The sequence below is a fragment of the Aeromonas sp. A35_P genome, from assembly GCF_002259925.1.
In the GTDB taxonomy this organism is placed as follows: Bacteria; Pseudomonadota; Gammaproteobacteria; order Enterobacterales; family Aeromonadaceae; genus Aeromonas; species Aeromonas dhakensis.
Genome location: NZ_NEVB01000253.1, coordinates 23474 through 43398, shown reverse-complemented (window position 1 = coordinate 43398; position 19925 = coordinate 23474). Strand labels below are relative to the sequence as shown.

General features: G+C 64.9%; 15 protein-coding genes and 2 pseudogenes. 6 read left to right on the top strand and 11 right to left on the bottom strand.

Annotated features, from left to right (window positions below):
• The first annotated feature begins 86 nt into the window (after positions 1-86).
• The 4 genes from trmA (at position 87) to CAK78_RS21180 (ending at position 3853) form a co-directional block, all read left to right on the top strand.
• Complete coding sequence (gene trmA / locus CAK78_RS21195) at positions 87-1220, top strand: tRNA (uridine(54)-C5)-methyltransferase TrmA (RefSeq protein ID WP_094698601.1); 1134 nt, start codon at positions 87-89, stop codon at positions 1218-1220.
• Positions 1221-1463: 243 nt separating this feature from the next.
• Entirely contained in the window at positions 1464-2174 is a 711-nt protein-coding gene (rstA, locus tag CAK78_RS21190) for a two-component system response regulator RstA (RefSeq protein ID WP_176452882.1), read from the top strand.
• Between the two features lie 116 nt (positions 2175-2290).
• Positions 2291-3616 (top strand): two-component system sensor histidine kinase RstB, encoded by a 1326-nt coding sequence (rstB, locus tag CAK78_RS21185; protein WP_094698599.1) that lies wholly within the window; start codon positions 2291-2293, stop codon positions 3614-3616.
• A 54-nt stretch (positions 3617-3670) separates the two neighbouring features.
• Entirely contained in the window at positions 3671-3853 is a 183-nt protein-coding gene (locus CAK78_RS21180; RefSeq protein ID WP_010635722.1) for a hypothetical protein, read from the top strand.
• 76 nt (positions 3854-3929) lie between these two features.
• On the opposite strand, the pseudogene CAK78_RS21175 reads toward CAK78_RS21180, so the two are convergent.
• From CAK78_RS21175 to rpmE, 3 genes and pseudogenes are all read right to left on the bottom strand, one after another.
• Positions 3930-5226, bottom strand: a pseudogene (locus CAK78_RS21175) (malic enzyme-like NAD(P)-binding protein).
• A 180-nt stretch (positions 5227-5406) separates the two neighbouring features.
• The gene (locus CAK78_RS21170; protein ID WP_094698598.1) at positions 5407-6840 is read right to left on the bottom strand and encodes a DUF2867 domain-containing protein; all 1434 of its coding nucleotides are present in this window, start codon (positions 6838-6840) and stop codon (positions 5407-5409) included.
• A gap of 127 nt (positions 6841-6967) precedes the next feature.
• Complete coding sequence (gene rpmE, locus CAK78_RS21165; RefSeq protein ID WP_005306787.1) at positions 6968-7183, bottom strand: 50S ribosomal protein L31; 216 nt, start codon at positions 7181-7183, stop codon at positions 6968-6970.
• 148 nt (positions 7184-7331) lie between these two features.
• On the opposite strand from rpmE, the gene priA reads away from it, so the two are divergent.
• Positions 7332-9539 carry a primosomal protein N' gene (priA, locus tag CAK78_RS21160; protein ID WP_094698597.1) on the top strand — a complete coding sequence of 736 codons (2208 nt, stop codon included), beginning with the start codon at positions 7332-7334 and terminating at the stop codon, positions 9537-9539.
• Positions 9540-9618: 79 nt separating this feature from the next.
• Here the strand turns inward: priA and CAK78_RS21155 are convergent.
• Both CAK78_RS21155 and CAK78_RS21150 read right to left on the bottom strand, forming a co-directional pair.
• Positions 9619-10745 (bottom strand): annotated as a pseudogene (locus tag CAK78_RS21155) (hypothetical protein).
• Between the two features lie 52 nt (positions 10746-10797).
• Positions 10798-11352: a TetR/AcrR family transcriptional regulator gene (locus CAK78_RS21150; protein WP_094698596.1), complete on the bottom strand. Its 555-nt coding sequence runs from the start codon at positions 11350-11352 to the stop codon at positions 10798-10800.
• Positions 11353-11432: 80 nt separating this feature from the next.
• On the opposite strand from CAK78_RS21150, the gene CAK78_RS21145 reads away from it, so the two are divergent.
• Positions 11433-11888 (top strand): HPP family protein, encoded by a 456-nt coding sequence (locus tag CAK78_RS21145; protein ID WP_094698595.1) that lies wholly within the window; start codon positions 11433-11435, stop codon positions 11886-11888.
• 50 nt (positions 11889-11938) lie between these two features.
• On the opposite strand, the gene ompA is transcribed toward CAK78_RS21145, so the two are convergent.
• The 6 genes from ompA to ilvG all read right to left on the bottom strand — a co-directional run bounded on the left by ompA (position 11939) and on the right by ilvG (position 19787).
• A complete protein-coding gene (ompA, locus tag CAK78_RS21140; RefSeq protein WP_094698594.1) occupies positions 11939-13078 on the bottom strand; it encodes a porin OmpA in 1140 nt (379 codons plus the stop codon).
• A 245-nt stretch (positions 13079-13323) separates the two neighbouring features.
• Positions 13324-14844, bottom strand: coding sequence for a threonine ammonia-lyase, biosynthetic (gene ilvA / locus CAK78_RS21135; protein WP_094698593.1), 1521 nt, complete (start codon positions 14842-14844; stop codon positions 13324-13326).
• Positions 14845-14948: 104 nt separating this feature from the next.
• Positions 14949-16790: a dihydroxy-acid dehydratase gene (ilvD, locus tag CAK78_RS21130; protein ID WP_094698592.1), complete on the bottom strand. Its 1842-nt coding sequence runs from the start codon at positions 16788-16790 to the stop codon at positions 14949-14951.
• A gap of 145 nt (positions 16791-16935) precedes the next feature.
• Positions 16936-17880 carry a branched-chain amino acid transaminase gene (locus CAK78_RS21125; RefSeq protein WP_094698591.1) on the bottom strand — a complete coding sequence of 315 codons (945 nt, stop codon included), beginning with the start codon at positions 17878-17880 and terminating at the stop codon, positions 16936-16938.
• 12 nt (positions 17881-17892) lie between these two features.
• Complete coding sequence (gene ilvM, locus CAK78_RS21120) at positions 17893-18144, bottom strand: acetolactate synthase 2 small subunit (protein WP_005306810.1); 252 nt, start codon at positions 18142-18144, stop codon at positions 17893-17895.
• Complete coding sequence (ilvG, locus tag CAK78_RS21115; protein ID WP_042005583.1) at positions 18141-19787, bottom strand: acetolactate synthase 2 catalytic subunit; 1647 nt, start codon at positions 19785-19787, stop codon at positions 18141-18143. The genes ilvM and ilvG overlap by 4 nt, the downstream gene beginning before the upstream one ends.
• Positions 19788-19925: the final 138 nt, after the last annotated feature.

Here is a 19925-nt window from a genome sequence, read left to right as displayed (position 1 = left end):
GGCCTTTTAAAATCGGGCCCCTTTGGGTGGCCGCAGGCTTCCCCCGATTTCGTCCCGGCCAGACCGGTGTGCATGTGAGGTAAATCATGACCCAATCCCAGCAGGTTTCCGCCGACCCGGAGCCCCTTCGAACCCCGGCCGACTACCAGGCCCAGCTCGACGAGAAGCGCGAGCGCCTCTGCGGGTTGTTCGCCGACTTCACCCTGCCTGCGCTGGAAGTGCACGCCTCCCCCGCCGAACACTACCGGATGCGCGCCGAGTTTCGCATCTGGCACGACGGTGACGACCTGTACCACTGCATGTATGCGCCGGCCACCAAGGAGATCATCCGGGTTGACCAGTTCCCCACCGCCAGCCGCCTCATCAACCAGCTGATGCCGGTGCTGCTGGAAGGGCTGCGCCCGCACCCCGTGCTGCGCCGCAAGCTGTTCCAGATCGACTACCTCTCCACCCAGTCCGGCCAGATCTGCGTCAGCCTGCTCTACCATCGCAAGCTGGAGAGCGAGTGGCAGCAGGCTGCCGAAGCGCTGCAGGCCGACCTGCGGGCCAAGGGATTCGAGCTGCAACTGATTGGCCGTGCCCACAAGCAGAAGATCTGCCTGGGGGAGGAATTCGTCATCGAACGGTTGAATGTGCAGGGCCGCGAGCTGGTCTACAAGCAGGTGGAAAACAGCTTCACCCAGCCCAACGCCGCCATCAACGAACAGATGCTGGGCTGGGCGCTGGACGTGACCAAGGGGAGCGAGGGCGACCTGCTGGAGCTCTACTGCGGCAACGGCAACTTCTCCATCGCCCTGGCGCAGAACTTTAGCAAGGTGCTGGCCACCGAGATCGCCAAGCCGAGCGTGGATTCCGCCCAGTTCAACATCGCCGCCAACGGCGTCGACAACCTGATCATCCTGCGCATGTCGGCCGAGGAGTTCACCATGGCGATGCGCGGCGAGCGGGAGTTCAACCGCCTCAAAGGGGTCGATCTCTCCGCCTACCAGTGCAACACCATCTTCGTCGACCCGCCCCGGGCCGGCCTCGACGACGCCACCGTCAAGCTGGTGCAGGATTACGACAACATCCTCTACATCTCCTGCAACCCCGAGACCCTGCAGGCCAACATGCAGGTGCTCGGCGAAACCCACGAGATCGCCCGCTTCGCCCTGTTCGATCAGTTCCCCTGGACTCACCATATGGAAGCCGGCGTCTATCTCAAGCGCAAGGCGGGTTGATGTCACAGGGGAGAGCACGTCGCCCTGTCCGAACCACTTCCCCCTGGGTTCACTACATGGAAGCCGGCGTCTATCTCAAGCGCAAGGCGGGCTGATACCGCCGGGGCACAGCCCCCGCTCGACCAGCAAAACAAGACAGGGCCCGCGGGCCCTGTTTGATTATTTATCCAAGTGCATGGGGCGGCCGGAGCCGCTATGCTGGCGGCACGCGCATCCGCGCCACAGTCTGGGTGTCATGCCACCATGCAACGCATTCTTTTTGTTGAAGATGATCCCGAGATAGGCCAGCTCATCAGCAGCTGGCTGGCCCGCCACGACACGGAAGTGCTACTGGAGCCGAGGGGCGATCTGGCGCTCGCCAGGGTCGAGGCCGAGCAGCCGGACCTGGTGCTGCTCGACATCATGCTGCCGGGTCAGGATGGTCTCTCCCTGTGCCGGGATCTGCGTCCGCGCTTCGCCGGCCCCATCGTCATGCTCACTTCGCTGGACAGCGACATGAACCAGATCCTGAGCCTGGAGCTGGGGGCCAACGACTACATCCTCAAGACCACGCCGCCCCCCGTGCTGCTGGCCCGGCTGCGGGTCCAGTTCCGCCAGCAGGGGCAACAGGCCCCGCAACCCGTGGTCGCCGGCTCGCCGCCCCAGCGCCTGCAGTTCGGCCGGCTGCAGATCGACGGCCCGGGCCGGGACGTGCGCCTCGACGGCGACAGCATTCCCCTCTCCACCGCCGATTTCGACCTCCTGTGGGAGCTGGCCTGCCACGCCGGCCAGATCCTGGGGCGGGAGGCGCTGTTTCGCAGCCTGCGCGGTCGCGACTACGACGGCCAGGATCGCAGCATGGACGTGGCCATCTCCCGCCTGCGCCGCAAGCTGGGGGACGACACCAGCAACCCGACCCGCATCAAGACGGTGCGCCAGAAAGGCTACCTGCTGGTACCTCAGGCCTGGGAATAAGCCCCGCCGAATGACCTTGATGCTCTCTGCTCCCTTCTCCCCTTGCGGGAGAAGGGTTGGGAATGAGGGGGCAACAAGGCAATGCCCAGACGCAATCCAGGCAAGAGGAGAGCCCGATGCGACGCCTGTTTATCCAGTTCTATCTGCTGCTGATCGGCTGTTTCACCCTGGCCATCCTGCTGGTCGGCATGGTCTATCAGGTCACCGCCGAGCGGGCGGGAGATCGCTATCTGGAGCGGATGATGCAGGGCTCTCTCGGCCTGCTCACCGGCGAGCTGGCCCGCTTGCCGGCCGAACACTGGCCTGCCCGCATGGCGGAGCAGAGCCGCCAGCTCACCCTGCCGCTGCAGATCGGCGCCCTCGCCAACCAGCCGCTGGCCAGCGAGGACCAGGCCTTCCTGGAGGCGGGCAACATCGTCATCGTCGAGGAGGATGACACCTTCCTGCAGCGCATTCCGGGCACCGATCAGGTGCTGATCGTCGGCCCCGTGCCCTATCTCTCCTACCTGCACGAGCTGCACTGGGTCGACGTGGGGCTGCTGCTAGCCATCGGTCTCTCGCTGGGGCTGCCGATCCTGCTCTGGCTACGCCCGCACTGGCGCGGCCTGCAGCAGCTCGAACAGACCGCCCGCCGGGTCGGTGACGGCGATCTCTCCTGCCGCACCCGTTTGCCCCCAGGCAGCAGCCTGGGCCGGGTCGGCCGCACCTTCGACCAGATGACCGAGCAGCTGCAGGCCATGCTGGCCAGCCGCAAGCAGCTGACCGACGCCATCGCCCACGAGCTGCGCACCCCGCTGGTGCGGCTGCGCTACCGGCTCGCCATGCTGGACCCGGCACCCTCGGCCGACGAGCAGCAGGGGCTGGAGCGGGATCTCGGCGCGCTGGACGCCCTCATCGAGGAGATGCTCACCTACGCCAGGCTCGATCGCCCCGAGCTGCCGCTGCAGTGCAGCGAGCTGGAGCTCGGCAGCTGGGCCGGCAGCCGCCTCGCCGACTGGCAGGCGCTGCGACCGGACAAACGGCTCGACTTCGTGCGCCCGGCCATGGCCCTGCCCTGGCGCGGCGACATCCGCCTGCTGGATCGGGCGCTGGAGAACCTCATCGGCAACGCCCTGCGCCACGCCGCCAGCCGGGTGACCCTCAGCATGGCGCGCCAGCAGGATCACTATCTGCTGGAGGTGGCCGACGACGGCGCCGGCATCGATCCGGCACTGGCGCCGCAGATCTTCGAGCCCTTCGTGCGGCTGGATCAGAGCCGCGACAGGCGCACTGGCGGCGCCGGGCTGGGGCTGGCCATAGTGCGCAGCATCGCCCGCCACCACGGCGGCGAGGTGCAACTGCTGCCAAGCAGCAGCGGTGCCCGTTTCTGCCTGATGCTGCCTGTACATTTGGATACAAACCGTCACCAGTCACTCACTGAACCGCGAGTCGAACAGCCCTAGGATGAAGTCATGGAGAAACGCTCCATGTCATCAACCCGAATGAGGAACTGGAATATGAACAAGCTGATCCCCCTGAGCCTGGCTGCTGTCTTCGCCCTGACCTCCGGCTTCACCATGGCTGCCACTCCGACCAAGGCTGCCGCTCCCCAGGCTACCCAGACCAAGGTCGTGAAAAAACACCACAAGGCTGCCCACGCCAAGGCGCCGGCCGTCAAGGTTGCTCCCAAGACCAAGTAATCGACCAGCAAGCTTCCCGTAATGAAAAGGGGCCCCGACATGGGGCCCCTTCTGTTTTCTGCACGCTTGCCGTGACTCAACCCAGCATGTAGTCCGCCGGCAGGGCGATGCGGGCGACGCCGGACTCCACCGCCGCCAGCGCCACGGCGCGGGCGACCCGCGGCAACAGACGGGCATCCATCGGCTTGGGAATGACGTAGTCCTTGCCAAAGGCGAGCTCGCTGACGCCGGCGGCGGTCAGCACCTCGGCAGGCACCGGCTCCTTGGCCAGACCACGGATCGCCTCGACCGCCGCAATCTTCATGGCATCGTTGATGCGGCTGGCACGGGCGTCGAGGGCACCGCGGAAGATGAAGGGGAAGCAGAGCACGTTGTTGATCTGGTTCGGGTAGTCGGAGCGACCGGTACCCATGATGAGGTCGCCGCGCACTCCGTGGGCCAGCGCCGGCTTGATCTCGGGGTCCGGGTTGGAGCAGGCGAAGATCACCGGATTGGGAGCCATCAGCGCTACCGCCTCGGCGGGCAGCACGTCCGGGCCGGAGACGCCGACGAAGACGTCAGCCCCATCGATCACCTCCATCAGGGTGCGCAGAGGGGTGTCGTTGGCGAAGCGCTGCTTGTACTGGTTCAGATCGGTGCGACCGCTGTGGATCACGCCCTGACGGTCCAGCATGAAGATGTTGTGGGGCTTGGCGCCACACTTGATCAGCAGGTCCATGCAGGCGGTGGCGGCAGCGCCGGCCCCCATGCAGACGATGCGGCTGTCGCCAATCTGCTTGCCCTGCACTTCCAGCGCGTGGAGCAGGGCTATATCCGCAGCACGGTGACCATCAACGGGGAAGGGGTCAGGCGGCGGTGACGATGGCGGTGCCGTGCTGGTCATCGTGGAACACCGGAATGTCGCAGCGCTCGATCAGCGCCTGTTCAATCTCGAAGCACTCGGGGGCCTTGATGTCTTCCAGGTTGATGCCGCCGAAGGTGTCGGCGATGGCGGCGACCGTGTCGATGAACTGGGCGCTGGTGTCGTGCTTCACCTCGATGTCGATGGCGTCGATGCCGGCAAAGCGCTTGAACAGCAGGGCCTTGCCCTCCATCACCGGCTTGGAGGCCAGCGGGCCCAGATTGCCCAGCCCCAGAATGGCGGTGCCGTTGGAGATGACGGCCACCAGATTGCCCTTGCCGGTATAACGGTAGGCATCGGCCGGGTTGGCGGCGATCTCGCGCACCGGCTCGGCCACGCCCGGGCTGTAGGCCAGTGCCAGATCGCGGGCGGTCTCGGCGGGCTTGGTGAGGGCGATGGCGATTTTGCCCGGCACGGGCTGGGCGTGGTAGTCGAGTGCCTGTTGGCGGAGATCGTGCTGCTGATCGGACATGGGGGACCCCGATACGGTAGTGAATGAGTGGTGCATTGGCTCGCCCACGGGCGAGGGCTGGGGATCATAAAGAAAACCACCGGGCTTTCACAGAGGAAAGTATCGCCAACCCGCCAATGACAAGCCAGTAATTAGCATGTCACACCACTTACCAATACCTATTTAGTTATAGATATGGTTTCAATCCATGACGGGGATTCCCGCCATGGCCTCCGCCTTCCGGGCGATCGCCTCGGTCATGCCCTGGAAGATGAAGAGGTGGAACGGCAGCATGGCGAGCCAGTAGGCCAGCCCCCAGGCCCCCTGCGGATGCCAGTGAGCCGTCACCTTGAGCCGGGTCAACCCCGATTCCTCCGGCAGTATGTTGAACTCCAGCCGGCCGACACCGGGGGCCCGCATGTTGAACAGCAGATCCAGCCTGCGCCCCTCGTCCACCCCAAGGATCTGCCAGGAGTCCAGCATATCCCCCTTCACGAAGCGATCCGGGTTGGTGCGACCACGGGTCAGCGCCGGGCCGCCGATCAGGTGATCCATCCATTCGCGCACCACCCACAGCTGGTTCATGTAGAAGTAGCGCTGCTCGCCCCCCAGCTGCTGCAGTACCTGCCACACCACCTCCGGCGAGGCGAGGCTGAGGGCATCGCCGCTGGCGGTGCGGTCATAGAAGCCGTACTCGGGGTGGCGCCAGCGCAGGCCGAGCGGGGTCTCCTCCCCCTGCTGTTCGGCGCCGAGCCGCTGCTCCAGAGATAGACTCTCGGCCAGCGCCTCGTCGAAGCTGAGCAGGGTTTGCGGCAGCAGGGCCCGCAACGGGCCATCATCGGCCGGGATGTCGTGCTTGAGGCCGCCCACCAGCGCCTTGGCCACAGGTTGCGGTACCGAGGTGACGAACTGCAGCCACCAGGCGGAGAGGCGCGGGCTCAGGAAGGGGATGGGAATGATGGGGCAGCGCTTGCCGATATGGGCGGCAAACTTCTGCAACTGCTGCTGGTAGCTGAGCAGCTCGGGGCCGGCGGCGTTGAAGATCTGGCCGTCCACCCCGTCGGCCTCCACCAGCCCGCCCAGATAGTGCAGCAGGTTGGACAGTGCAATCGGCGGCGTGCGCGAGCGCACCCACTTGGGGGTCACCATCAGCGGCAGGTTGAACACCAGATCCCGCATCACCTCAAACGCCGCCGAGCCGGGGCCAATGATGATGCCGGCGCGCAGCTCCACTGTCGGTACGCCGGCGCCCCGAAACAGCTCGCCACAGTGACGGCGGGAGTTGAGATGGCGGCTGTTGCACTGTTCCGGCTGGATGGCGCCGAGATAGATGATGCGGCGCACCCCGGCGACGCGGGCGGCAGCGGCGAAGTTCTTCACCCCCTGCTGCTCCAGCCGGTGAAAGTCGGCCCCTGCCCCCATGGCGTGCACCAGATAGAAGACGGTGTCGATGCCCGCCAGCGCAGGCAACAGGGTGATGGGCCTGAGGCTGTCGGCGAGGCGAAACTCCACCCCGGGCGGCAACCGGCAGGGGCGCCGCGCCCCGGCAATTACCCGATAACCCAGCTCCTGCAGATGGGGCACCAGGTAAGAACCTATGTAGCCCGCCGCCCCCATCACCAGACAATTCCTCATTCACTCGCTCCTGCTCTGCATCCCTCGTCAACCACACCACCATAGGGCAAAGCGGGCCCTTACAGAACGCCGACCAATAAAAAAGGCGCCCATCGGGCGCCTTTTTCAGAATTCTTCAGAAGTAAAATTACTTCTTGGTGGTCATCGCACCGAAACGCTTGTTGAACTTGTCTACGCGGCCGCCGCTAGAAACTTCTTTCTGCTTGCCGGTGTAGAACGGGTGGCACTCGGAGCACACGTCCAGGTTCAGATCTTTACCAACGGTAGAGAAAGTGTTGATGACGTTACCGCAAGAGCACTTGGCGGTGATGGCTACGTAGTCAGGGTGGATACCAGCTTTCATGGACAACCTCAAAGTAATAGGCCGTGTCGCCATCCGATCTTCTGTCGGACACCACACGATTGTTGAACACAGTTTCAAAGGCTGCGAATAATATAGGAAATGCCTGAGATCAGGCAAGTGGCTTCGCAGAAAAAATAGGCAATCTCTGGTGAATTCTTCCCAAACGCTGGATCTGGTTCGTGTGGCTGTGCCGGTGCCGTTACGCCGTCATTTCGACTATCTCTCCCCCCTGCCCTTGCCTGCCCCCGGCTGCCGGGTCGAGATCCCGTTCGGCCCGCAAACCCTGGTCGGACTGGTGGTGGATCACCCGGCTGACAGCCTAGTGCCGCGCAACAAGCTCAAACCCATCAAGCGGGTATTGGATGTGGCGCCAGTGCTGGGGCCGGATATCCTGGCGCTGATGAACTGGAGTGCCAGCTACTACCAGCATCCATTGGGGGAGGTGCTGCCCCACGCCCTGCCGGTGCTGGTGCGCAAGGGGGAGCCCGCCGCCTATCGGGAGCTGGAGTTCTGGTTTGCCACCGAGGCCGGCATGGCGGTCGATCTCAACGAGCTCAAGCGGGCGGCCAAGCAGCAGCAGGCCCTCGCCTTGCTGCGCAAGGGGCCGCAGACCCCCTCCGCCCTCAAGCAGGAGGAGATCCAGAGTGCAGCACTCAGCGCACTGGAGAAGAAGGGGCTGCTGGAGAAGCGCTCGCTGGAGCCAAGCCATGAGGGCGACTGGGCCGCCCGCTTCGAGCCGGGCGAGGGGCTGCGCCTCAACGGCGAACAAGCGCTGGCGGTCTCTGCCGTCACCAGCCAGAGCGACAGGTTCGGCGCCTTTTTGCTGGACGGCATCACCGGCTCCGGCAAGACCGAGGTCTACCTGAGCATCCTCGAGCCCCTGCTCAAGGCGGGCAAGCAGGCGTTGGTGATGGTGCCGGAGATCGGCCTCACCCCGCAGACCATCAATCGCTTCCGCCGCCGCTTCAACGTACCCGTGGTGGCGATGAACTCGGCCATGAACGACAGGGAGCGGCTCGACGCCTGGCTGGCCTGCCGCGACGGCGGCGCCGCCATCCTGATCGGCACCCGCTCCGCCGTGTTCACCCCGTTCCACAACCTCGGCATCATCATCATCGACGAGGAGCATGACGGCTCCTTCAAGCAGCAGGACGGCTTTCGCTACCACGCGCGGGATCTGGCGGTGATGCGGGCCCATCGTGCCGGCATTCCGATCCTGCTGGGCTCTGCCACCCCGTCGCTGGAGACGCTGCACAACGCCCGCAGCGGCAAGTATCACCACCTCAGCCTGACCCGCCGCGCCGGCAACGCCCAGACCGCCCGCCAGGTGATCCTGGACATCAAGAACGTGCGGCTGCAGGCCGGCCTCTCACCCCAGCTGGAGCAGCTGATGGCGGAGCATCTGGCGGCCGGCAACCAGGTGATGCTGTTCCTCAACCGCCGCGGCTATGCCCCGGCCCTCATCTGTCACCAGTGCGGCTGGAGCGCTGCCTGCGAGCGCTGCGACGCCTGGTACACCTGGCACCAGGCCGGGCGGCGGCTGCACTGCCACCACTGCGACAGCGTGCGCCCCCTGCCCCACCACTGCCCGGAGTGTGGCAGCGTTGATCTGATCGGATCCGGGGTCGGCACCGAACAACTGGAGCAGCTGCTCGGCACCGTGTTCCCGCAATATCCGGTGGTGCGCATCGATCGGGACAACACCCGTCGTAAGGGGGAGCTGGAGAGCCGCCTCGGCGACATCAAGGCGGGCAAGTACAAGATCCTGATCGGCACCCAGATGCTGGCCAAGGGCCACCACTTCCCGGACGTGACATTGGTAGGATTGCTGGATGTGGATGGCGCCCTGTTCAGCGCCGATTTTCGCGCCGCCGAGAAGCTGGCCCAGCTCTACACCCAGGTAGCGGGCCGTGCCGGTCGCGCCAGCAAGCCGGGGCTGGTGGTATTGCAGAGCCATCACCCGGAGCACTCCCTGCTGCAGGATCTGACCCAGAACGGCTATGGCCACTTTGCCGACACGGCGCTCAAGGAGCGTCGCCTGCTGGGGCTGCCGCCGTTCAGCTATCAGGGGCTGTTTCGGGCCGAGGCCAACGGCCGCGACGAGGTGCAGCTGTTCCTCGCCCGCCTCGCCGACACCCTGCGCAGCGCCCGCTACCCACATGTGCAGGTGCTGGGGCCCATCAGCGGCTTCATGGAGCGCAAGGCGGGCAAGTTTCGCATGCAGTTGCTGGTGCAGGGGCCGAGCCGGGCACCGCTGGCCCAGCTGCTGGATTGGGCGGTGAAGGAGCTGGAGGGGTGGCCCGAGACCAAGCGGGTGCGCTGGAGCCTCGATATCGACCCCACCGAGCTGAACTGAGTCAGGTGCTGGTCGCTGACGGTGAAGCGGTCGCCAACGTGCAGCGTCAGCGACTGGGTTTGCCATGCGGGCGCAGGGCTCAGACCCGCAGGTCGACCTGCTGCACCCAGCCCCCTTGCCCTGCTCGGTCACATAGAGGCCGGACTGGCGCAGCACCCCCTGATTGCCGTTTTCCCCCAGATGGTTGAAGGGGGTGTCGAGGGGATGCAGCAGGATGGCGCCTATCCCCAGCTCCACCAGAGCGATGGGTGACTGATCCGGCTGCCAGAACTGCAGCGCCGAGAACTGGCTGTCCCGCTCGTCCAGCACACCATTGCCATCCTCATCCAGGGTCGCCAGCTCGCCAAACCCGTTGCCGGAACGGGCCCCGAACAGCTCGCCGCCGTCATCTATGGTGCCGTTGCCGTTGCGATCCAGCGCCACGAAGCCGCTCCCCTCACTCAGGCCAGGCAGGCTGTCCGCCTTGCCATCCTGATCGAGGTCGAAATTGACCCGGGCGTCGGTCAGGCCGGCGATTTTTCCATCCAGATTGAGCACCAGCGGATCCTTGAGGGCATTGAGGGTGGTGCGGCGCTGGCTGATGTCGAGCTGACGCCAGTCCAGCACAAACCCAAGATCCAGCTGCAGGGTCTGGCCATCCTGGGTCTGCACATTCGCCGCCGCCACCACGTTGAGCTGCTCTTTTTGCAGCAGGCTGTCGGTCACCTCCACCAGCTGATCCGGCTCGGCGGCAGGCTGGGTCCCCTCACCCGTCGGGGCACTCACCCCCTCCGCGCCCTGCTCGGCCGGCTTGATGGGATCCGGCAGCTCTATCTTGTGGCCCAGCATGGCCTCGATCATCAGCTTGATGAGCCGCTGACGATTGTCGAGCCCGTCGTTGGGCATGCCATCCTGTTCGCTCTTGCCGGTCTCGGTGGACTTGGCCGAGGCAGGTTCAGGGGCGCTCTGAGCCGGGCCGGCGGCAGTGCGGCTGGCCATCTGCAGCGTCAGCAGGCTGCTGCGGGTGAAGGTGAGCTGACTGCCGCCGCCGGCAGCAGCGGGGGCAGAGTCCGCCGGCGCCGTGGCAGGGGACTGCACCTGGCTGGCTGGCGGCACGGGGCCAAGCCTGCGCACCTTGCGGGCCTGGGCCTGCTGTTGCTGGTATTGCACCTCCCCCTGGAGGTCGTAGTGATCGATGCGCATATCTTCGCCCTCGGCGCCATACATCTGGTCAGTTATCGACCAGCTGCCGGGGCGGGCTTAACACCGATTGGCTATATCAGCCGGCAGACACCTCGCCATCGGCACATAACAGCGCCAATGCCAGCGACCTTGCCTGCACCAGTGCCTGCGGTTGTTGATAGCTGTGCGCCATCACCACGGCCCCCTCCAGCAACAGGCAGATGCCGGTGGCTTGCGCCTCGTGGCAGTCGAGCCTGGTGCAGACCCAGTCCAGCAGCGCCTGCTTGTGCGCCACCACCAGCTTGCGAACCGGGTGACGGGGATCGGCAAACTCGGCGCTGGCGTTGATGAAGTTGCAGCCATAGAAGTCGCTGCGGCCAAACCACTCCCCGAAACCGTCGAACAGGGCGTGCAGGCGACTCTCCCGCCCTTCCTGCCCCTGCAGGCGCGCTTCCAGCAGGGCGAAGAACTCCCGCTCGCGGGACTGCAGCACCTCCTCGATCAGGGCATCCTTGGTGGGAAAATGACGATAGAGAGTGCGCTTGGTGCTGCCGGCCTCCGCCCAGATGCGGTCGATGCCGGTGGCGTGAAAGCCATGGCGGTTGAACAGACGGTAGGCCGTCGCCACCAGCTGCTGCCGTTTTTCGCTCATCGCGTTTTTCCTCTTGAAGTACACCGATCTGTCTACCTAATGTGCCTAATCACGGCTGACAAACCAAGAAGGAAACCGTGATGACGAGATGGTATGGCCCCTTGTGGGCAGGAGTGGGGGCGGCACTGGCGATAGGTGTGCTGGGCTGGTTGAACATCAGCTGGCATGCCGCCCTGATCATGGCGCCCTTCGGGGCCAGCTGCGTGTTGCTGTTTTCCCTGCCGACGAGCCCGCTGGCACTGCCGTGGAACGTGCTCGGCGGCCATCTGCTGACGGCCACCGTCGGCTTGCTGATGCAGGAGCTGCCCCTGCCGCTGGAGCTGCAACTGGCTCTGGGCGTGGGGCTGGCCATCGCGCTGATGCAGGGGCTGGATCTGATCCACCCGCCTGCCGGCGCCAACCCTCTGCTGGTGTTGATGACGGGGCAACAATGGCCCTTTCTGTGGCACACGGTACTGCCCGGCGCCCTGCTGCTGATCCTGCTGGGCTACGGCTTCCAGCGGGTCAAATGGCAGCGACGGCTTGGCACCGGCTGAACAGACGAGGGAGGCCTGGGCCTCCCTCGTCGCTCATGCTGACACCCAGGTCATTGCGCCTGCTGGGAGACCCCTTCCAGCCGCACTTCCACCCGCCGATCCGGTGCCAGGCAGGCGATCAGCGCCGGTCTGGAGCCGCTGCTGCAGTTGTTGCCGGTGATCGGAGAGGACTTGCCGCGCCCCTCGACCCGCACCTTGTCGGCAAACAGCCCCTTCGCGATCAGGTAGTCGGCCACGCTGCGGGCGCGCTGCTCGGAGAGCGCCTGGTTGTAGGCGTCGGAGCCGATGCGATCGGTATGGCCGATCACGGTCGCCACCCCGTCTTTCGGATTGGCCGCCACTATCTGGCTGAACAGGGCGTCGAGCGCCTGGCTGGCAGCCGGCTTAAGGGTCGCCTTGTTGAATTCGAACAGTACGTCCGAGCTCAGGCTGAAGGTCTTGGGCACCACCACCACGGCGGGAGCAGGCGCCGCCGCCGGGGCCGGTGCGGGAGCAGCCACTTCGCCGCCCTGCTGGCCGAAGCGATAGAGCATGGCGAAGGCCAGCAGGCCGTTGTCCATCTCGATGCCTGACTCCTCGGGAGAGGTCTTGCCAAGCGGCGTTGTGTATTGATATTCGAGGCGAGCGGCCCAATCACGATCGATCGCGTATTCAATGCCCAACGCGCCCACAAATGCGGCACCATGATATTTGTGCCCCTTGCTATCGAATGAGAGATCGTTGGCCGGATTGGCTGAGTCGCTATACCACCCGGAATAAGCGCTCTCAGTCCAGGCGTAAGCCCCCCCCAGCCTGCCATACACATCCAGCACCGAGGTTGCCGGCAGGCTCATTTTCATCGTGGCCTGCACCATCTGTGCCTTGGCTTCACCATTCAGCCCGGCAGACTGGGTACCCTGTGATACCGTCTTGTCCAGTTTGTACTTGCCCAGCCAGTCATAGCCCAGCTCGAAACCCAGATTGGGATTGAGCTGGTAACCGACAAATGCCCCCACGCCAAGATCACTGTGCTTCTTGTCTGGTTCAACAAGGTCGACAACGGCTTTGACCTGCTCGTTGTAGTCCACACCGTAAAAATTGGACCAGCCGGCCTTGCCGCCGACGTACCAGGTGTTGTCCTGAGCGGCAGCCTGCACGCCCCCGCTGACGAGCAGGCCGCTGACCAGCACGGCAAGTATCGATTTGTTCATGGTAAAAGCCTCTGCAATGAGTCGTGATGGGCGCTCTTGCGCCTCTCTTCCCTGATGGGGCAAACCCGGCCCCGCCCATCAGGTTATCCCATCTGTTGTCAGCCTCAAATGACTTGGGACTCAAGAGTGTGAAGCGCACGGCATTCCCGACCGTAAAACGCCCCAAGCAGGGGTATCCGCGGGTGCGCCGGCAGCGCCATGAAAAAGGGAGGCCGATGGCCTCCCTCTTGCTGCTTGCAGCGCGCCTAGCTGGCCAGAAACAGCCGGTAGGCGGGGTCGTCGCTCACCTCTTTCCAGCCGTAGCCAATCTCGTGCAGGTAGTCGTGGAATGACACCACGTCCTCGTCCGGCAGCTCGAAGGCACAGAGCACCCGGCCATAGTCAGCGCCGTGGTTGCGGTAGTGGAACAGGCTGATGTTCCAGCGACAGCCCAGGGTCTCCAGAAAGCGCATCAGGGCGCCAGGCTGCTCCGGAAACTTGAAGCTGTAGAGACGTTCACCGAGGGGCCGGGCCGGGCGGCCGCCAATCATGTAGCGCACGTGATTCTTGGCCAGCTCGCTCTCGGTCATGTTGACCACCGGGTAGCCGTTGCCGCCGAGCTGATCGATGATCTGGCCCAGCTCCTCGTCACCGCCGTTGAGGCGCACCGAGACGAACAACGACGCCAGCTCGGCATCCGCATAGCGATAGTTGAACTCGGTCACCATGCGCGGCCCCAGATTGTGGCAGAAATCGAGGAAGGCCCCCTTGCGCTCGGGGATGGTCACCGCCAGCATGCCCTCGCGCTTCTCGCCTATTTCACAGCGCTCCGACACGTAGCGCAGGCTGTGGAAGTTGACGTTGGCACCGGAAAGAATGGCCGCCATCCGCCCCCCCTTGACCTGCTCCCGCTCGCTGTAGGCCTTGAGGCCCGCCAGGGACAGGGCACCCGACGGTTCGGCGATGGCGCGGCAGTCGTCAAAGATATCCTTGAGCGCGGCGCAGATCTGGTCGTTGGAGACGGTCACCACCTCGTCCAGATACTGGTTGCACAGGCGAAAGGTCTCCTCGCCGATGCGCTTGACCGCCACCCCGTCCGCAAACAGGGAGACCCGCTCCAGATTGACCGGCTCACCGGCCGCCAGTGCAGCCTTGAGGCAGGCGGAGCCCTCCGCCTCCACCCCGATCACCTTCACATCCGGCAGCAGCTGCTTGATGTAGACCGCCACCCCGGCGGCCAACCCGCCGCCCCCCACCGGCACGAAGACGTGGGTAAGATGGGTATCCTGCTCCAGCAGCTCCTTGCCGATGGTGCCCTGCCCGGCGATCACTTCGACGTCGTCAAACGGCGGGATCAGGGTGTAGCCCTCCAACTCGGCGAGGCGGCGGCTCTCGCCGTAAGCCTCGTCGAAGCTGTTGCCAAACAGCATGACGTTGCCGCCCTGGCGGCGCACCGCATCGATCTTGATGTCCGGCGTGGTCTTGGGCATCACGATGATCGCCTTGATGCCGAGCCTGGCGGCCGACAGGGCGACCCCCTGGGCATGGTTGCCGGCGGAAGCGGCGATGACGCCGCGATCCTTCTGCTCCTGGGTCAGGGTGGCGATCTTGTGATAGGCGCCGCGCAGCTTGAAGGAGTGGACCGGTTGCAGATCCTCCCGCTTCAGGCTGACGTGATTGCCGAGCCGCTCGGAGAGTTTTTTCAGGGTTTGCAAGGGGGTGACCCGCGCCGCCTCATAGACGGGGGAGAGCAGCACCTTGCGTAGATAATCCGCCGCAGAGACCATGACTTATTCCCCCAGCATCGAGCGATCGCGCCACATCAACCCTTTGTCGGCGCAAAGACCGACCAGTCGGGTCGACTGCTCATAGTTCATATTGGAATTCATCTTTATTCCCCCAACAGGGTGCGATCACGCACCGCGCCTTTATCTGCGCTAGTGGCGAACATGGCGTAGGCGCGCAGGGCAAAGGAGACCTGACGCTGGCGATCGAGCGGCTTCCAGCCACGAGCTTCGACGGCAACGCGGCGGGCGGCCAGCACGCTGTCGGCCACCTCCAGCACCATGCTGCGAGCCGGGATGTCGATGTTGATGATGTCGCCATCCTCCACCAGACCGATAGTGCCGCCAGAGGCCGCCTCCGGCGAGACGTGACCGATGGAGAGGCCCGAGGTGCCGCCGGAGAAGCGGCCGTCGGTGATCAGCGCACACGCCTTGCCCAATCCCATCGACTTGAGATAGGTGGTGGGGTAGAGCATCTCCTGCATGCCGGGGCCCCCTTTCGGACCCTCGTAGCGGATCACCACTACTTCACCAGCCTGGACTGTGCCATCCAGAATGCCGGCGACCGCCGTGTCCTGGCTCTCGAATACCCGGGCCGGGCCACGGAAGGTGAGGTTCTCCTCGTCCACCCCGGCGGTCTTGACGATGGCGCCGTTAAGCGCCAGGTTGCCGGCCAGCACGGCGAGGCCCCCCTCCAGGCTGTAGGCATTGTCCAGCGAGCGGATGCAACCCTCGGCTCTGTCCAGATCCAGCTCCGGCCAGCGGTAATCCTGGCTGAACGCCTTGGTGGTGCGGATGCCGGCCGGGCCGGCGCGATAGAAGTCCACCACCTCCTGGCTCGGCTGGCGGCTGACGTCATATTCGGCCAGCAGCTCCACCAGCGAGGTACCCAGCACGTTGCGGGCGTCGCCGTGCACCAGACCCGCTTTTTCCAGCTGGCCCAGGATGGCGATGACGCCGCCGGCACGGTGCACGTCTTCCATGTGGTATTTCTGGGTGGAGGGCGCCACCTTGCAGAGCTGCGGCACCTTGCGCGACATGCGGTCGATGTCGGCCATGGTGAAGTCGACGCCAGCCTCCTGGGCCGCCGCCAGCAGGTGCAGCACGGTATTGGTGGAGCCGCCCATGGCGATGTCGAGCGCCATGGCGTTCTCGAACGCCGCCTTGGTGGCGATGTTGCGCGGCAGCGCCGAGGCATCGTCCTGCTCGTACCAGCGCTTGGCCAGGGTCACGATGCGCTGGCCCGCCAGCTTGAACAGCTGCTCGCGATCGGCATGGGTCGCCAGCAGCGAACCGTTGCCCGGCTGGGAGAGACCGAGCGCCTCGGTCAGGCAGTTCATGGAGTTGGCGGTGAACATGCCGGAGCAGGAGCCGCAGGTGGGGCAGGCGCTGCGCTCCACCTGTTCGCTCTGGGCATCGGAGACCTTGGGGTCGGCGCCCTGGATCATGGCGTCCACCAGATCCAGCTTGATGATCTGATCGGAGAGCTTGGTCTTGCCCGCCTCCATCGGGCCGCCGGAGACGAAGATCACCGGGATGTTGATGCGCAGGGCGGCCATCAGCATCCCCGGGGTGATCTTGTCGCAGTTGGAGATGCAGACCATGGCGTCGGCACAGTGGGCGTTGACCATGTACTCCACCGAGTCGGCAATCAGCTCGCGCGACGGCAGGGAGTAGAGCATGCCGCCGTGGCCCATGGCGATGCCGTCATCCACGGCGATGGTGTTGAACTCCTTGGCGACGCCGCCGGCGGCCTCGATCTCGCGCGCCACCAGCTGGCCCAGATCCTTGAGGTGAACGTGACCCGGCACGAACTGGGTGAAGGAGTTGACCACGGCGATGATGGGCTTGCCGAAATCCTGATCGGTCATGCCGGTGGCACGCCAGAGGGCGCGGGCCCCGGCCATGTTACGTCCGTGGGTGGTGGTGGCGGATCTCAACTTCGGCATGTCTCTACTCCCTGAATGCCCAGCGGGCTCATTATCTTTGGAAATGAAAAAGTGACTCTCGGATCGGGAATCGATCCTGGTGAGGGCACCGCGCAGTACCCTCACCGGAAGCGACTCGGGGAGGCACATCGCCTCCCCTCATTTGTCAGTCAGCCACCGGCGTCAACCAGCCCCACTTGTCTTCGGTCTGGCCGTTGAACAGGCCGAAGAAGGCATTCTGCAGCTGCTCGGTCACCGGACCGCGGCAACCGGCACCCACCTGCATGCGATCGACGGAGCGCACCGGGGTCACCTCGGCCGCTGTGCCGGTCATAAAGATCTCGTCCGCCACATAGAGCGCCTCGCGGGGCAACGCCTGCTCGCGCACCTCGTAACCCAAGTCACGCGCCAGCGTCATGATGGTGTCGCGGGTGATACCGGGCAGGATGGCGGCGGTGGCGGGCGGGGTAAACAGCACGCCGTTCTTCACCAGGAACAGGTTCTCCCCCGCCCCTTCGCTCAGGTAGCCGTTCACGTCCAGCGCCAGCCCCTCGGCGAAGCCGTTACGCTTGGCCTCGCGGCTGATCAGCTGGGACGACAGGTAGTTGCCACCCGCCTTGGCACCGGTGGGAATGGTGTTGGGGGCGAGCCGGTTCCAGGAGGTGACGCACACATCCACCCCGTTCTTCAGCCCCTCTTCCCCCAGATAGGCGCCCCAGGGAATGGCCGCAACGATCACGTCGGCCTTGGCATCCTTGGGAGGATGCAGGCCAAGGCCCACGTTACCGATGAAAGCCAGCGGGCGCAGGTAGCCGCTCTTGAGATCGTTCTCGCGCACCACGGTGCGGCAGGCTTCGTTGATCTCGGCCTCGCTGAAGGGGACCTCCATCCAGTAGATCTTGGCGGAGTCGAACAGGCGGCGGGTGTGCTCCTGCAGGCGGAAGATGCAGGTTCCCTTGGGAGTGTCGTAGGCACGCACCCCTTCGAACACCGAGGAGCCATAGTGCAGGGCGTGGCTCATCACGTGCACCTGGGCATCCTGCCAGGGCACCAGTTTGCCGTTGAACCAGATGTATTGGGGATGAGTGGCGGATTCGGAAGGCTGTGACATTGGCTTGGCTCCTTAAGCTCTGATCCGGGGTTGCTGTTCCAGTGCATCGACCCGGGAGACGTCCACCAGCTTGACCAGCTGGCTCCACAACTGCTGGATGGGACGCACCGACTCGACAGTAACCGTGATCCGCAGTTGTTGGCAATCCTGCTCCATGTTGAGGGCGCAGAGGTTGAAACCGCGGTGACGCACCACCCGCAGCACCCGCTCCATCACTTCGGGTCTGGGCTGGGCATGGATTTGCAAGGTATTGAACTGACTCATGGGCGTTGCTCCATCATTTGGTGGTTGGCGACTCCTGGCGGAACCAAGGGCCAGACGTTTTCTTCCTCTGAAATGGCCACATGCAGCAGATAGGCGCTCTCACTCGCCAGCAGACGGTCGAGGGCCGGGGCTATCTCCTCCTTGCATGTGATGGTCTCGCCCGGAATGCCGAAGGCGGCGGCCAGGGCGACGAAATCGGGATTGTCGGAGAGGATGGTCTCGCTGTAGCGGCCGTCGAAGAACAGCTCCTGCCACTGGCGCACCATGCCGAGGCGCTGGTTGTCCAGCAGCACCATCTTCACCTTGAGCTGGGCCCGGCGGATGGTGCCAAGCTCCTGCACGTTCATCATGAAAGAGCCGTCGCCGCTCACCAGCACCACCTCATCTTCGGGGCGCGACATCTTGGCGCCGATGGCGGCGGGCAGGCCGAAGCCCATGGTGCCGAGACCGGCGCTGGAGAGGTGGTTGCGCGGGCTGGTGAAGCGCATGTGCTGGGCCACCCACATCTGGTGCTGACCCACGTCGCAGGCCACCACGCTGCTCTCCGGCAACCTGGCAGAAAGCTGCTTGAGCAGTGCCGGGGCATAAATGGGCTGGCCGGGATGGTCGTAACGAAAGGCGTACTCGCGGGCCATGTTCGCGCAGTGCTCACGCCATGGGTCGACGGCAAGGGACATGGCGAGGCGCGGCAGCACCTGTTTCAGATCCTGGGTGATGCCCACTTCGGCGGCGCGGCGCTTGCCGAACTCGGCGGCATCCACATCGAGATGGATGACTTTTGCCTCGGGGGCGAACTCCTCCAGCTTGCCGGTCACCCGATCATCGAAACGGGCACCCACCACCAGCAGCAGGTCGCACTGCTGCACCGCATAGTTGGCGGCCTTGGTGCCGTGCATGCCGAGCATGCCCAGATAAACGGGGCTGTCGGGGTCGAGCGCGCCTATTCCCTTGAGGGTGGTGACCGCCGGCATGCCGGTGGCGGCAGCAAAGTTGCGCAGCTGCTGCTCGGCGTTGGCCATCCCCACCCCGCCGCCGACGTAGAGCACCGGGCGCTCGGCGGCGGCCAGCAGGGTGCGAGCGGCCGTCAGCTCGGCCGGATTGAGATGCTCGGGCTCCGCTACCGCAAACAGCGGGCTCTGGGCCGGCACTGCGGCCAGTTGCACGTCCTTGGGCAGATCGATCAATACCGGGCCGGGGCGCCCTTCACTGGCGATGGCGAAAGCCTCGGCAATCACCTGAGGCAAATCCGCCACGTCCGTCACCATAAAGGAGTGCTTGGTGCAGGAGAGAGACATACCGAGCACGTCCACTTCCTGGAACGCATCGGTCCCCACGGCGGCGCAGGGCACCTGACCGCTGATGGCCACCAGCGGTACCGAGTCGAGCAGCGCCTCCGCGAGGCCAGTCACCAGGTTGGTGGCACCCGGGCCCGAGGTGGCGATGCAGACCCCCACCTGACCGGAGGCGCGGGCATACCCCACCGCCGCCATGGCGGCCCCCTGCTCGTGGCGGCAGAGCTGGTGCGCCAGACCGCCGTCATACAGGGCATCGTAGACCGGCATGATGGCCCCGCCCGGGTAACCAAACACCTGGGTCACACCCTGTTTCTTGAGAGCCTGTACCAAAAACTGCGCGCCGTTCATCTGGAAAATCCTGTCCTTTGGTCGAAAAAAACCCCCGGGCCGTGAGGCTCGGGGGTCGCTTGTTTCGTTCTGTCCGGTGGTGGGTCTATCCCTTGTTCCGTGCAGCTAAACGAGCCCCGAGCGGTGAGATAATAATCA